Annotated in this window: 13 protein-coding genes; 11 read left to right on the plus strand and 2 right to left on the minus strand. The window is 63.7% G+C overall.

Annotation, left to right across the window (positions count from 1 at the left end; translation table 11 throughout):
* Positions 1-25 precede the first annotated feature (25 nt).
* Entirely contained in the window at positions 26-1,030 is a 1,005-nt protein-coding gene (locus KUV86_RS05435) for a branched-chain amino acid ABC transporter permease (RefSeq protein ID WP_206943855.1), read from the plus strand.
* On the plus strand, positions 1,030-2,346 hold the full coding sequence (locus KUV86_RS05440; protein WP_222162464.1) for a branched-chain amino acid ABC transporter permease: 1,317 nt from the start codon (positions 1,030-1,032) through the stop codon (positions 2,344-2,346). Before KUV86_RS05435 ends, KUV86_RS05440 begins: the two co-directional genes overlap by 1 nt.
* A 305-nt stretch (positions 2,347-2,651) precedes the next feature.
* On the opposite strand, the gene KUV86_RS05445 is transcribed toward KUV86_RS05440, so the two are convergent.
* Positions 2,652-3,857, minus strand: coding sequence for an ABC transporter substrate-binding protein (locus KUV86_RS05445; RefSeq protein ID WP_206943959.1), 1,206 nt, complete (start codon positions 3,855-3,857; stop codon positions 2,652-2,654).
* A 273-nt stretch (positions 3,858-4,130) separates the two neighbouring features.
* Between KUV86_RS05445 and KUV86_RS05450 the strand changes: the two genes are divergently transcribed.
* The 3 genes from KUV86_RS05450 (at position 4,131) to KUV86_RS05460 (ending at position 7,547) form a co-directional block, all read left to right on the plus strand.
* A complete protein-coding gene (locus KUV86_RS05450) occupies positions 4,131-4,922 on the plus strand; it encodes a dienelactone hydrolase family protein (protein WP_222238951.1) in 792 nt (263 codons plus the stop codon).
* Positions 4,923-5,164: 242 nt separating this feature from the next.
* Positions 5,165-6,418, plus strand: a complete 1,254-nt coding sequence (locus KUV86_RS05455) for a dicarboxylate/amino acid:cation symporter (protein ID WP_206943851.1) — start codon at positions 5,165-5,167, stop codon at positions 6,416-6,418.
* Positions 6,419-6,473: 55 nt separating this feature from the next.
* A complete protein-coding gene (locus KUV86_RS05460; protein WP_222483955.1) occupies positions 6,474-7,547 on the plus strand; it encodes a C45 family autoproteolytic acyltransferase/hydolase in 1,074 nt (357 codons plus the stop codon).
* Between the two features lie 46 nt (positions 7,548-7,593).
* Here KUV86_RS05460 and KUV86_RS05465 read toward each other — a convergent pair whose 3' ends face one another.
* The gene (locus tag KUV86_RS05465) at positions 7,594-7,839 is read right to left on the minus strand and encodes a hypothetical protein (RefSeq protein WP_206943848.1); all 246 of its coding nucleotides are present in this window, start codon (positions 7,837-7,839) and stop codon (positions 7,594-7,596) included.
* A 348-nt stretch (positions 7,840-8,187) separates the two neighbouring features.
* Between KUV86_RS05465 and hemP the strand changes: the two genes are divergently transcribed.
* From hemP to KUV86_RS05495, 6 genes are all read left to right on the plus strand, one after another.
* Positions 8,188-8,388, plus strand: coding sequence for a hemin uptake protein HemP (hemP, locus tag KUV86_RS05470; protein ID WP_222162461.1), 201 nt, complete (start codon positions 8,188-8,190; stop codon positions 8,386-8,388).
* Positions 8,389-8,504: 116 nt separating this feature from the next.
* Positions 8,505-10,562 carry a TonB-dependent receptor domain-containing protein gene (locus KUV86_RS05475; protein WP_261397551.1) on the plus strand — a complete coding sequence of 686 codons (2,058 nt, stop codon included), beginning with the start codon at positions 8,505-8,507 and terminating at the stop codon, positions 10,560-10,562.
* A gap of 10 nt (positions 10,563-10,572) precedes the next feature.
* Positions 10,573-11,613, plus strand: coding sequence for a ChuX/HutX family heme-like substrate-binding protein (locus tag KUV86_RS05480; protein ID WP_222483956.1), 1,041 nt, complete (start codon positions 10,573-10,575; stop codon positions 11,611-11,613).
* Positions 11,614-11,624: 11 nt separating this feature from the next.
* Positions 11,625-12,503, plus strand: coding sequence for a hemin ABC transporter substrate-binding protein (locus KUV86_RS05485; protein ID WP_222483962.1), 879 nt, complete (start codon positions 11,625-11,627; stop codon positions 12,501-12,503).
* Positions 12,500-13,624: a FecCD family ABC transporter permease gene (locus tag KUV86_RS05490; protein ID WP_222483964.1), complete on the plus strand. Its 1,125-nt coding sequence runs from the start codon at positions 12,500-12,502 to the stop codon at positions 13,622-13,624. Before KUV86_RS05485 ends, KUV86_RS05490 begins: the two co-directional genes overlap by 4 nt.
* Positions 13,618-14,361: an ABC transporter ATP-binding protein gene (locus tag KUV86_RS05495; protein ID WP_222483966.1), complete on the plus strand. Its 744-nt coding sequence runs from the start codon at positions 13,618-13,620 to the stop codon at positions 14,359-14,361. The genes KUV86_RS05490 and KUV86_RS05495 overlap by 7 nt, the downstream gene beginning before the upstream one ends.

A 14,361-nucleotide genomic window follows, 5' to 3' on the forward strand; every position in this document is an offset into this window, starting at 1 on the left:
CAGACACCAGTGCGGAGATATCGCCTTGAACGAATTCGTGTTCTTCATCAACAACGTGCTGATCGCTGGCAGCGTCACCGGGTCGATCTACGCCATTGGCGCGGTTGGGGTGACGCTGGTCTTCAGCATCATGCGCTTTGCCCACTTCGCCCACGCCGACATGATGACCTTCGGTGCCTTCATGGTGCTGTTGCTGGCAACGCTGTTCCCCAATGCCGGCGCGGCACTGGGGGTGCCGACGGCCATCGTCATGCTGCCGCTTGCCATGGTCTTGACCGCGGCCCTGGCGGTCGGCATCGACAAGGCCTTTTACAAGCCGCTGCGCGCCCATGGCGTCAAACCCATCGTCATGGTCATTGGCTCCCTGGGCGTGACGCTGATGCTGCAGGGGCTGATTCGCCTGTTTTCCGGCACCGGCGGACAGAGCCTCTACGTCGATGACCGCAAGGAAATCTTCCGCCTGGCCCTGCCGATAGAAGGCGTGCGAGTGCCGGTGGTGATCACCGAACCCCAGATCTACCTGTTTGTGCTGACCCTGGTCGCGGTCATTGGCCTGCAGCTGTTTCTGTCGCGTACTCGCCTGGGCAAGGCCATGCGCGCGATGTCAGACAACCCCGACCTGGCCCGCGCCTCTGGCATCAATACCAACACCATCGTGGCCGTGACCTGGGTCATCGCCGGTGGTCTGGCGGCCATCGCCGGCACGCTTTTGTCGATGGACGTCACCTTCAAGCCTGATCTGAGTTTCCATCTGCTGCTGCCCATCTTTGCCGCAGCCATCGTCGGCGGCGTGGGCCACCCCTTCGGCGCGATCGCAGGCGGTTTCGTGGTGGGGTTCGCCGAAACCCTGGCGGTATTCAACTGGAACGTGCTGCTCAGACCCTTCCGCGACAGCCTTCCCGAGTGGCTGGAGTTGCCGAACAACCTGGCCTTCGTCGGCACTGAATACAAGATCGTGGTGCCCTTCTTCATCCTCGTTGCCATCCTGGTATGGCGTCCTACCGGCATCTTCAAGGGCAAGGTGATCTGATGACGACCAACGACTTTCATCATCGTGATGACACCAATAGCGCGCCCCAGAGCCGCTTTCCGGTACGCGAGCTCAGCCTGCTGGTGGTGCTGGCCATTGCCGTGAGCGCGGTGTTCATGGTCATGGGCTCCGCTTACTCGACACGCATGCTGGTCGAGGCCAGCTGCTATGCCATCCTGGCCCTGGGGCTGACCATTCAGTGGGGCTACGCGGGCCAGTTCAACGCTGGCGTGATGGGTTTCGTGGCTCTTGGCGGCTTCTGCGCAATGACCTTCAGCGTGCCGGTCAATCCCGCCTTCTGGGACAGCTCCCTGCCGGGAGAACTGGCGCGAGTACTGGCCTATGTGGTCGCCGGCATTGCCCTGGTGTTCGGCCTGTCGCGCCTGACCCGACTGGGCTTGCCCTCCTGGCTCAGGACCGTGATCACCCTGGTGGTCGGTGTGGTCGTCTACATGGTGGTCATCAGCGAATTCCGCGAGGTCACCGACGCCATCGAGAGCCAGATGGGCTTTGTCGGCGGACTGGGCCTGCCGGTCTGGGTCGGCTGGATCGTCGGCGGCGCGCTGGCCGGTGGGGTGGGCTATTTCATTGGCCACGTCTGCCTCGGCCTGCGCAGTGACTACCTGGCCATCGCGACGCTAGGGATCGCCGAGATCATCAAGGCATTCCTGAAGAACTCCGACTGGCTGACCCGAGGCACCGCCACTGTGTCGCCGCTGCCCTGGCCGGTGCCAGCCCCAGGCGAGGTCGGCTTCACCCTGGCCAGGGCGATGTACCTGTCGGTCACCGCGGTGATGATCCTGGCCATCTTCTTTCTGCTCAACCGCGCCTACAACGCCCCCTGGGGCCGCATGATCCGCGCCATTCGGGACAACGAGGTATCGTCTGCGGCCATGGGCAAGGACATCAACCGCCGCCGCCTCGAGATCTTCGTGCTCGGCTGTGTGCTGATGGGTATCGGGGGGGCGGCGCTGGGCAGCTTCAACAGCATCTTTGACCCCAACGGCTACCTGCCGCTCAACCATACCTTCCTGGTGCTGGTCATGGTCATTCTTGGTGGGCCGGGCAACAACCTGGGAACGCTGTTTGGGGCGGTGGCGGTCTACATCATCTGGATCATGTCGGAGCCGCTGGCGCTCTACGTGATGGAGCTTGCCGCGCATTTCGGTCAGGCCAGCTTCGGCTGGGAGGTCCCCAGTAGCCTCGAAAGTCGCGCCCTGCAGGCACGAGTGTTCGTCATAGGGCTGCTTATCACCATCGTGCTGCGGGTGGCCCCGAAAGGCCTGCTGCCCGAGAAGGTCAAGCACCACGACTGATAGCACCACGACGACAGCTTCGCGTTACAGCATCTGACAAGGGCGGCCTGCGGGCCGCCCTTGTCGTGTTATCTGTTTCGCTGGCAGGTGACGGTCCCTGAAGGAGGAGGCTCCCACCACACTGCTACAGGAGACCATGCGGGCCCAGGAGGCTAACGCCCCATAATGATAAAGCCCCCAACCAGATGGCCGGGGGCTTTCCTTAAGCGCCTCAGTTGCGAGCATTGGCGCGGTCATAGGGCGGAGGCGACCGCCCGGATGCAGCGTCGTCCGTCGACGACTCGCCTTACTTTACGTCAAGGCGGCTACTGAACAAAGCCCTTGCCGGTGAAAGTCCCGTTTTCCACGGTCATTTCCTGGACCACGCCTGGCACGTCACCGTTATCGTCAAAGTCCTGGGTGCCAGAAGCACCTTCATAGTTGATCTCGGTGCCGGCGGCGATCAGCTCCACCGCTTTCTCCCACTCACCCGGCAGGATGACTTCGCCCGGAGGCGACGACACGCTGCGCAGCGCGGCCGATACGCCCTCGCGCTCGGCGCTGCCATTCTGCTGAATCGCAAGTCCCAGCAGGAAGGCGGCGTCATAGGCCTGGGCGGCAAATACCGCGGTGGGGTCAATGCCGGCGTTATTGGCCAATTCGGTGAAGATCTCGGTGCCAGGCAGGTCAGGACTTCCTGGCCGCGTCGCGATCATGCCGTCGAGTACGTCGGCACCGATGGCCTCGACCAGGCTGTCGCCCACCATGCCGTCGGCCCCGACGTACTGTGTGAACATGCCGCTCTCGTAGGCCTGACGCACCACGGTCTGACCCGACGTATCGGCGTAGGCCAGCACGACCAGAGTCTGTGCACCTGTCGCCGACAGCGTGCCCAGTTCGCTGCGATAGTCTGCCCGGTTGTCTTCATGGGCCAGGTTTTCCAGCACGCTGCCGCCGCCATCTTCAAATGCGGAGCTGAACGCATCGGAAAGACCACGACCGTAGTCGTTGTTGACGTAGGTGACCGCTACTTCCTCGATTCCCTTGTCGAGCAGCAGCTTGGCCAGCATTTCTCCCTGGAAGGCATCGGACGGCACGGTGCGGAACACCAGGTCGTTGTCGTCCAGGTCGGTGACTGCTGGCGCCGTGGAGGCCGGCGACACCATGGTCACCCCGCCGGGGATACCGGCATTATTGGCCGCGGCAATCGTCGCCCCGGTGCACAGAGCACCGACAATGGCGGTCACCTGTTCGGTGTTGACCATGCGGTCCGCTGCGTTGGAGGCGGCCGATGCATCACCACAGGTGGTATCACCGGTCGGCATGACCACTTCCTGGCCATCGAGGATGCCGCCCTGGTTGTTGATGTGGTCCACGGCGAGCTGGGCGCCGTCATAGATGGGGGGCGTCAGACTCTCGATACCGCCGGTGAAACCACCGAGAAATCCGATCTTTACCTCTGCGTGGGCCATGGAACCGACCGCCAGGGTGGTAGCGGCCACCGCGGTCGCCAGTACGCGCTTTTTCATGATTGTTGGTCTCGCTCTGGTTGTCCTGAGATGAAGCTGGAAGCGCAGCGACATGGATTGCACGCCTGGCCCCAGAGTCTTCATACCTCCAATCTGGAAGGAAGGCATTAAAAACTCAAGTCTGCCTTGCCAACGCTGTGGATGGATGACGACCCAGCCAGCGTCACCACACTGGCATCTTGGCGATCACTTCTATACTCATGAGTCGTGCGCCCTAGGCTCGACAGGCACCAAGCACGCAGCCAGGCGCGCTATTCCGACCACAAGGAGTCCGTCATGCCTCGAATTTCCCGTCTCACCCCACCCTTGATCAGCGTTTCCATGCTCCTGGCGGCGACGTCAGTTGTCGCGGGGGAAAACGTTGACTATCAGGTCGACGGAGAGTCCTTTCAGGGGTACTTCGCCCCCGCCAGCCCTGACTCGTCCAGCGCCAAGGGCAGCGTGCTGATCATCCACGACTGGGATGGCCTGACCGACTATGAGAAGCGCCGCGCCGACATGCTGGCCGAGGACGGCTATGACGCCTTCGCCATCGACCTTTACGGCAAGGGCAACCGTCCCGCCGAGATCGACGCCCGCAAGGCCGAGATGGCAGCGCTGTATGACGACCGCGAGCGCATGCGGGGCCTGACCCTGGCGGGGCTGGCCAAGGCGCGGGACGAAGGTGCGGCAACCGATACCGTGGTCATGGGCTACTGCTTCGGTGGTGCCGTGGTGCTCGAGATGGCCCGCGCTAATCCCGATGACGCCATTCACGGTTTTGCCAGCTTTCATGGCGGTCTCGACACCCCCGAGGGCCAGGGCTACTCCGCCGACACCCCGCCGCTGCTGATCGCCCATGGCGGCGCCGATACCTCCATCAGCATGGATCAGGTGGCCGCCCTATCACAGGAACTGGAAGCCGCCGGCGCCCCTTACGAGATTCAGGTGTATTCCGGTGCCCCCCATGCCTTCACCGTGTTCGACAGCGAGCGTTACCAGCAGCGGGCTGACGAGGCATCCTGGGCCGCCTTCCACGACCTGCTCTCGCGGACATTGAGCAATGGCCAAGGCAACAGCGAAGGGTAAGGCGCACACGGTAAGGTTCAGCAGCGAAAAACGGGGCTGCCCAATTCACGTCGCCGAGCGCTTGGGGTCCCAGGGATGAAAACGCGGCAGACGTTTTTTCGATAGAATCCGCATCCATCATGTCGATCGCCTGATAGGAACGGCCCAACGAGACTATCTTGCTAGGCCGTTCCGGGCGCCGATGCTCGATTCACCTTGAGGAGGCAGGCGGGTGTCGCCTCCCCCTTCCCTGGAGACGTTTCATGTCCCACACCAGCAGCTCCCCCGGCCTCTGGCGGCGCATTCCGCTGTGGCAGAAGATCCTTGTTGGTCTCGCCCTGGGCGTCCTCGTCGGCACCCTGATGGGCGAAAGTGCCAGCGTGTTCAAGCCCATCGGCGATATCTTCATCAGCGCCATCAAGATGCTGATCGTTCCGCTGGTGTTCTCCACCCTGGTGGTCGGGATCACCGCCATGCGTGATCCCCAGAAGATGGGACGCATTGGCGCCCGGACCATTGGCCTGTATCTGCTGACGACGGCCTTCGCCATCGCCATCGGACTGGCTGCCTCCTGGCTGTTCGAGCCAGGGGTCGGCCTGGACATGTCCTTCGAGGCGAATCCTGAAGCGGCCAAGGAAGCGCCCAGCCTGATCCAGATTCTGGTCGGTCTGGTGCCCCAGAATCCCGTTGACGCCCTGGCCAGCGGCAATATTCTGCAGATCATCGTATTTGCCATCGGCCTCGGTGTGTCGCTGACCCTGATCGGCGAAAAAGGCGAGCCGGTGGTCAAGGTGTTCGAAAGCTTCGCCGAGGCCATGGTCAAGCTGACCAGCCTGGTGATGGCGCTGGCGCCCTTCGGCGTGTTCGGCCTGATCGCCCACGTCGCCGGCAGCTACGGCGCTGAGGTCCTGCTGCCGCTGGTCAAGGTGATCGGCGTGGCTTACCTTGCCAGCGTGGTCCATGTGCTGGTGGTCTACTCGGGACTGCTGTCGCTGCTGGGCCGTCTCAACCCGATGCGCTATCTGCAGGGCATACTCGACGCCCTGGTGGTGGCCTATTCCTCGGCGTCTTCTTCCGGCACGCTGCCGGTGTCGCTGCGCTGTGCGACCAAGAACCTGGGGGTCTCGGAGGGGGTTGCCGGCTTCGTACTGCCGGTGGGCGCGACCATCAACATGGACGGTACCGCCATCTATCAAGGGGTGGTCGCGGTGTTCATCGCTCAGCTGATCGGCGTGGACTTGAGCCTGGCAGACTACGGCATGATCATCGTCACCGGCACCCTGGCCTCCATTGGCACCGCCGGCGTGCCTGGCGCAGGCCTGGTCATGCTGTCCATCGTCATGGCCCAGATCGGCCTGCCCCTGGAGGCTCTGGCAGTGGTGGCAGGCGTCGACCGAATCCTCGACATGGCCCGTACCAGCGTCAATGTGGCGGGGGACCTGATGGTCACCACCCTGGTCGGCAAGAGCGAAGGCGAGCTCGACGAGGACGTCTACAACGCCGCCAACAAGACCTGAGCGTCGCCATAACCTGCTACGCTGACAGTAACCACACAGCGGCAGGACAGGGACGATGCAGCTCACTCGACTATCCGGCAGTCGGCTCGAGATCGGGCGAGAACATGGCCGTCAGCATCGCGAGGCGATCCTCGCCAGTATCGATGTGTATGATCGCCTGTTCCACGATCTGGCAGGACTGAGATGGCATGAAGCCCGGCGCGATGCCGAGCGCTTCATGCCGATGATCGAGTCACGCTTTCCCGCGATCCTCGAGGAAATGGATGGCATTGCCCAGGGGATCGGGGGAGAGCTGACGGATGTCCTGACCCTCAACTGTCGCAGCGAGATTTCGCTGACCCGTGCCAGCGGCGGCTGTTCGGCCTTCAGCCTGGCCCGGGGGGGACATCAATGGCTGGCCCAGAACTGGGACTGGCGCGCTGACCAACTCGACCACCTGGTCGTGCTGGATGTTCAGGCGCCGGGGGTACCTGCCTTCATCAGCATTGGTGAAGCTGGCATGGTCGCCAAGATCGGTCTCAACACTCAGGGCATCGGCGTCGGCCTCAATGCCATTCGCTCAGCCACCTGTGGCGAGGGACTGCCCATCCACCTGGCGCTGCGCAAGATGCTCGAGAGCGAAGACTTCGACAATGCCCTGGCCGTTGCCCAGGACGGCGTCTGCGCCCCGGCTCACCTGCTGCTGGCCGACGGCGATGGTCGCGCCCTGGGGCTTGAAGTTCATCCGGGCCCGCCGGGGCAGCTGTCCCCTCGCCGCGGTGCCATCACCCACACCAATCACCTGGTCAGCGATGCCGCAACCCACTGGGTCGAGGACTTTCCCAAGCCCGACTCCTGGTCCCGCTTGACCCGTCTTGATCAGCAGATCGATCACCTGGTAGCAGCGCCGCCGTCTGCCGATGACGATGCGACAGGGCTCGATCCCGATCGTCTGTTTGACCTGCTGGGCGACCACTCCCCGGGGGAAGAAAGCCTGTGTCGCCACTTCGACCCCAGCGTGCCCGAGGCCGAGCGAATGGAAACCCTGTTCAGCGTGGTCATGGACCTAACCGACAAGGTGCTGTGGCTTCGTCATGGCAAGCCATGTCAGCCGCTGGCGTCCATGCAGTTGGCACCTCATTCGCACTGAGCCGCTGCGATACTTCGCCGGGCAGACACCTCACGAAACAGACACCTCACTTACCAGATGCCCCCTTGCCAAGCTCCCCCTTCAGATACTGTTCGGTGGTCAGCAGAAACAGTCGCCGAAACAGCTCGTGAATGGCCTCTTCGCGACGCATGGCGGCGAGCTCTGGATCGGTGTCTGCGTTCGCCATCTCCTTGGGGTACTCCCAGGCCATACGCATGGAGCCGGAGCTGACGTCGAAGATTTCCAGCGTCGGATTGGCGCCGTGAAGTGCAGTCTTGATGCGATAGGACATGACGACCTCCTGCAGACGGACAACTCAAAACAATGAGAATCATTACCGTTTGCAATATGGTCGTGTTCTTAAAGACTGTCAAGAAAGCCCTGATCTCCGTCCTGCCCACCGCCAGCAGTGAGCCATCACAACCCCCTTCGCTGCTGATGGCCCCACCATCCAAAGTCAACGCCATCCAAGGACAACGTCATCTAGCGCCGCCATCCTGGATCTCTCCCCGGCTCTGCCATCGCCCACTCCAGCTGTGCTGAACCCGCTGCCAGCTAACAGGCAAGGGAGATAGGCTTGTGCAAGGGAATGAGCATTGATATCTTATGCGAAGAATTATCATTTACAACGAATGAAATGATGAAACACCCCTTGAGACCCAGTACCACGCCCAGCCCCGCCCGGGAGTCTGCCGCCACGTCACGTCAGGTGACCGTGACCGACGACTGTGTCTCGGCTGAACGCCTGCTTGGTGCTGATGGTCGGTTGTTTATCGTTCTGGACGGGCGCCACTACCAGCTCACCAGGACACGTAACAACAAGTTGATCCTGACCTTGTAACGACCGAAGCCGCCAAGGCGGCGTAATACCGTTCACACATCGACTCACCCATTTCTCTATCCGCTATCTGCCAGCCAGGGCCATCGCCCAAGCCAGCAAACTGACCAGGAAAGCCCATGAAACTTGTCTCGACGGGCGCTGGCTGGCTGCCCGTGCTACTGCTGGCACCTACGCTTGCCCTTGCCGACAGCGCCGACTCACCGAAGCCGACCCGATCACCGCTATCGGCTCAGCCTCTCGTTTCCCCTACGGGCGGCAGCGGGGCGGTTCACCCTGCCTTCGATCCCATGGTAGTCACCGGTACGCGCCTGCCTGGCGACGTCCATCGGGCGCCGATGATCATTGACGTGATCGAGCGCGATGACCCGGCACTGTCGACGGCAACCCGCTGGGAAGACGTCATTGCACAGCAGCCGGGCGTTCATGTTGCCGGGAGCGGCCGCCGCAACGGCCAGTTTCTGACCATGCGGGGCTTCGATGAAAACGGCGTGCAGATCCGGCTGGATGGGGTGCGCCAGGACATCGACACCGGCCATATTGGCAACGTCTTTCTCGACCCCGGGCTGATCCAGCAGGTACAGATTGCCCGTGGCTCTCTGTCCAGCCTGTATGGGGGCAACGCCATGGGGGGTGTGGTCAGCGTCACCACCGTCGACGCCGAGGACCTGCTCGCACCAGGGGAGGACAGCGGCGCTCGGCTGTCGGTCTCCGGCGCGACGGCCGCCCATGAGCTGGGCTCTCAGGTAACCCTGTTTGGACGGCAGGGTAGTGGTACAGGAGCGCGTCAGGGGTTGGTGGCCATCGGCTATTCCGACTCTGGCGACATTCGCCGTGCCGGCGGCCAGCAGGCAGAAGAAGATGCCGACTTGACCAGCCTGTTGGCCAAGGGCAGTTGGCAGTTTGCCGACCACCAGGAGCTGTCCGCCAGCTGGCAGCATTACGACGAGGACAGCCGCCAGCCATCGAATCCGCAGGTCATCGATCCTGACCCCAGCAATCCACTGATCGACCGTGAGGTCACCAGTGACAACGCCCAGCTGGCCCACCGCTGGACACCCAGCGAGACAAGCTTCCTCGAAACACGCCTCAGCCTCAGCCGCCAGGACATCGATGACGAAAGTGATCGTACCCTTGAGCGCTATGGCATCCAGAGCGATGGCGTGCACCACCTGAGCCATGGATGGCTCGATCAGACCCTGGCCTTTGGCATCGAGTTCGAGCGCGCCGAACAGGACCCGTCAGGCGGTGCGACGGGCTTCCCCGATGCCGATATCGATACGTCGTCGGTCTATCTCGACGATACCTTGACGGTAGGGCGCTATTTGCACGACGGCGGCATAGGACAGTTCGACCTGGGCCTGGGCCTGCGCTACGACAGCTATGACGCCGAGGATAATGCTGGCCGAGATAGCGACGAAGACGAGCTTTCCCCCAAGGTTCGTCTGTCCTGGCGTCCGACCGACGCCTGGGTGATCTATACCGGCTATGCCGAGGCCTTCCGCGCCCCGACACTCAATGAGCTGTATGCCAACGATCGCCACTTCGCGGGCTTTTGCGGTGGTCCTTTCTTCTGCGTACCCGACAATTTCTGGATTCCCAACCCCGACCTGGACCCTGAAACCAGCGATACCTGGGAGACCGGCTTTGGCTGGCAGCAGGGTGACTGGTCGGTGCGCGGCAGCTATTTCGATATCAAGGCCGACGACTTCATCGATACCAGCGTCGACCTGTTCGCCGGGACTACCCAGGCCGTCAACGTCTCCCGCGCGCACCTGTGGGGCTACGACCTGAGACTGGGCTATCAGCCCAGCGCCCTGCCGCCCCTGGACACCTTTGTGTCGGTATCACGCGTTTCGGGCAAGGACCGTGATAGCGGCGAAGACCTGGAGCGCCAGACGCCGCTGGAGGCCACCCTCGGCGCCGACTGGCACTTTTCCGATGCTGACCTGACGGTCGGCTGGCGAGGGCGCTTTGCCCGCGACTTCGATGACACCGGAGACGGCAGTCGCCTGCCTGGCTATGGGCTCAACGACCTGCAGCTGGCCTGGCAGCCAAGTCACGCGATATCGACCTCGCTGCGTCTGGCCAACGTCGCCGACCAGCAGTGGTATCGCCCCGACGGCAGTCTCGGCGACGGCCGCAGCCTGCTCGCCAATATCAGCTATCAGTGGTAGGAGATGCGCCATGAGTGATGATCAACGCAACGCCATTCTCGATGCCTTCCGCGCACTGCGAGAGACCAACCCACGCACCCCGGCGATCAGTATGGCGGAGTGTATCGGCGTCAGCGAAGGCGCCCTGCAAGCCTCGCGTCTGGGCGAGGACGTCATGACCCTGCCCTACGCTGCGACCACCATCGCCGGGATGCTGCACACCCTGGGCCCGGTCAAGGCGTTGACCCGCTCGCGTCTCGCGGTACTGGAACAGACCGGCGAGTACCCCCGCTTGCAGGGCGGCCCCCATGCGGGGGTGCTGTTGGCGCCGCGTGGCCTCGACCTGCGCTTGATCTTCTCCCGCTGGCACTGGGCCTGCCTGATTCGTGATGAACTTCCGGAGGGTGAGCGCTGGAGCCTGCAGGTATTCGACCAATCCGGCCACGCCGTGCACAAGGCCTTCTCGGTCAGCGAACGTCATCTCTCGCGCTGGCAGGAGATATGGGAAGAAGGCACCAGCGACGCTCCCTGCTTCGTCGACGAAGCGACACCCAGCGCGAGCGAGATCCCGGCGGCCGCGCGCGAGGGCCTCAAGCAGGACTGGGGCAGCATGACCGATGTGCACCAGTTCTTTGCCTTGTTGCGTCGTCACCACCTCAGCCGCCTTGATGCCAACCGCCTGATGGAAGGGGAATTTACCCAGGCGCTGCCAACATCCAGCGTCGCTAGCCTGCTCGACCTGGCAGCGGCTGAAGCGCTGCCGCTCATGCTGTTCGTCAGCAGCCGTGGCTGTGTGCAGATTCGCACCGGGGATATTGTGCCTCCCCAACGCATGCGAGGCTGGCTGAACCTGTTCATGGATGACGCCACCCTGCACCTGAACGACACCTGCATCGACCAGGTCTGGACGGTGCACAAGCCCAACCGGGACGGCGGTGTGACGAGTCTCGAAGCCTTTGACCAGCACGGTGAGCTGGCCCTTCAGATCTACGCCGAGCGCAGTGAAGGTGAGCCCGAATCTCGCCTGTGGCGCACCCTGCTCGATCGCCTTGTCCATCACCAGGCCGCCTGAAGGAGCGCATCATGTTGACGCTTGTCCTGCCCCGGCGATTCTGCACCCTGTTGAGCGCAGCCCTGGTGTGTTGGCTTGGCGCCTTCAGCCAGGCCAAGGCAGAGCCCCCCGCCACCTTGGTGCTGGGAGGTGACGTGGCGGAGATCGTGGCGGCGCTGGGCGCCGAGGCGTCGATCATCGCTCGGGACGACACTGTCAGCTACCCACCCGCCCTCGCCGACCTGCCATCGGTGGGCTACCTGCGCAGGCTATCGGCGGAGAGCGTGCTCGGTCTTGGCGCCCAGCGCATCATCGCGGCACATGCCGCCGGCCCCGAGCAGGCCCTGGCTCAGCTCGACGCCAGCGGTGTCGAACTGATCCGTGTACCCGGCGAGCAGGGACTTGCCGGTATCGCCCACAAGGTAGACACCATCGCCACGGCGCTGTCCCGGGAGGAGCAGGGTCAACAGCTGACCCAGCAACTCGACAAGGACCTTGAACAACTGGCGTCGCTGCCGCCGTTAAGTGGTCTCAAGGTGATGTTTCTACTGCATCACGGCGGCATGACACCCATGGTCGGTGGCCACGATACCCTGGCCCAGCCCCTGATCGAGGCACTCGGCGCCACCAATGCCTTCGCCGCCATGTCCGGCTACAAGCCAGTCTCGGCGGAAGGCATCATCCCTGCCGCGCCGGATGTGGTCATCGTGCCCCAGGCGGGGCTCGATGCGCTGGGCGGCGACGAAGGACTATGGCAACTGCCGGGGCTCGCACAGACACCGGCCGGGCGTCAGCACCACCTCGTCGCCATCGACAGCAGTGCGCTGCTGTCGATGGGGCCGCGCACCCCTGCGGCGCTAGTGCAACTGCACGGCGCGCTTGAGTCACTCACGCCAGACCACCAGCCATGAGATCCATACCCTGGCGTACCGTCACCGGTGGTCATCGCAAGTCAGCGGTGACATCGGCCAGGAGCACCGCTGCCGTCACCCCGGCCCCGGCCGCCAGCGCGCCTCAACCAGGACCCCATAGAAACCCGCACCGGGCCATCACCGGCCTGGCCCTGGCCGTGCTGCTGGCCTTGGTGATCTTCTCCTGTACCGGCCCACTGGGGCTGTCACTGGACCAGCTGACACCTGCCGTCGATCAGCAGGCCCTGACCATCTGGTGGCAGCTACGGCTACCCCGGCTGCTGCTCGGGCTGGGGGTGGGCATGCTGCTGGCGGGAAGCGGCGCGGCGATGCAGGGCCTGTTTCGCAACCCCTTGGCAGATCCGACGTTGCTCGGCATGGCCAGCGGCGCGGGGCTGGCGGTGTCGCTATGGATCGTGTTGCTGGAGGCTGAAGGCTCGCCCTTTGGCCTCTATGGCCATTGCATCGCGGGCTTTGTCGGTGCCTTCACCGTCGGCCTTCTGGTCTTCGCCATCAGTCAGCGTGGGTTGATGGGCGCGGCCTCCAGCAGTGCCCTGTTCACCCTGCTGCTGGCGGGCCTGGCGATCAACACCCTGGCCGCCGCCGGAGGCGGCGTGCTGGCCTTTATCGCCAACGATGAACAGCTTCGGCAGTTGAGCCTGTGGGGCATGGGCAGTCTGGCCAATGCCCTGTGGCCAGCGGTCATTGGCCTGTGGCTGGTGGCGCCGGTCGTCATCATCATACTTCTCAGAAGCGCCCGTGATCTGGACCTGTTGCAGCTGGGGGATATCACCGCCCACGCCGCTGGACTCGACAGTTCGCGCCTGCGTCGGCGGGTGGTGGTGGCCACCGCGCTGGGCGTCGGAGCCAGCGTGGCGCTGGCCGGCATCATCGGCTTCATCGGCCTGTTGATCCCCCACTGCCTGCGGCTGTGGCTGGGCCCAGGCCACCGGCTGTTGATTCCGGCCTCGATGCTGGGGGGCGCGCTGCTGCTTATCGTGTCCGACGGACTCGCGCGGGGACTGGCCAATCCGGCCGAAATTCCGGTAGGCCTGCTGACCAGCCTGATCGGCGGCCCTTACTTTCTCTGGCTACTGATCCGGGAGCGCCCCTCATGCTGACACTGCATGCTGCCAGCCTGACCACACCGCCACTGGTGGAACGCCTCAGTGACAGCGTCGCCAGCGGTGACTTTCTGGCCATTCTTGGGCCCAATGGCGCGGGCAAGAGTACCCTGCTGGGGCTGTTAAGCGGTTTTCGCAAGCCTGCCCAGGGCAGCGTGACACTGGATCAGCGCCCGCTAGATGACTGGCACCCCCACGACTTGGCCCAGCGTCGCGCCCTGGTGGCCCAGCAGGAAAGCCCGGTGTTTGCCTGGCGGGTAGATCAGCTGGCCGGCCTTGGCGCCCAATGTGACGAAGATGAGGTCGCGCGATGGCTCGAACGACTCGAGCTGAGCGACCTGGCACAGCGCAATGTGCAGACGCTGTCTGGCGGGGAGCGGCAGAGAGTGATGATTGCCCGCGCCCTGTGCCAGTTGGCGGGCCCCAGTCAGGGCACTCGCTACCTGCTGCTGGATGAACCCACCAGCGCATTGGACATTGGCCAGAGCCAGGCGCTGATGCGCTGCCTGGAGCGGCTGACGCAACAGCAGGACCTGGCAGTGATCTGCGTGCTGCACGACCTCAACCTGGCCAATGCCTACGCCGACCGGGTGTGGCTGATGGACAGGGGCACTCGCATTGCCAGTGGCGCACCGTCGGAGGTGTTGCGGGCAGACGCCCTGTCAGAGCTCTACCACGCCGAGCTGGATGAACTGGACCATAGTGGGGGCCACTGGCTGGCGCTCAAGCACTGA

This window comes from Halomonas sp. DP8Y7-3 (genome assembly GCF_019801675.1).
Taxonomy (GTDB): domain Bacteria; phylum Pseudomonadota; class Gammaproteobacteria; order Pseudomonadales; family Halomonadaceae; genus Halomonas; species Halomonas litopenaei_A.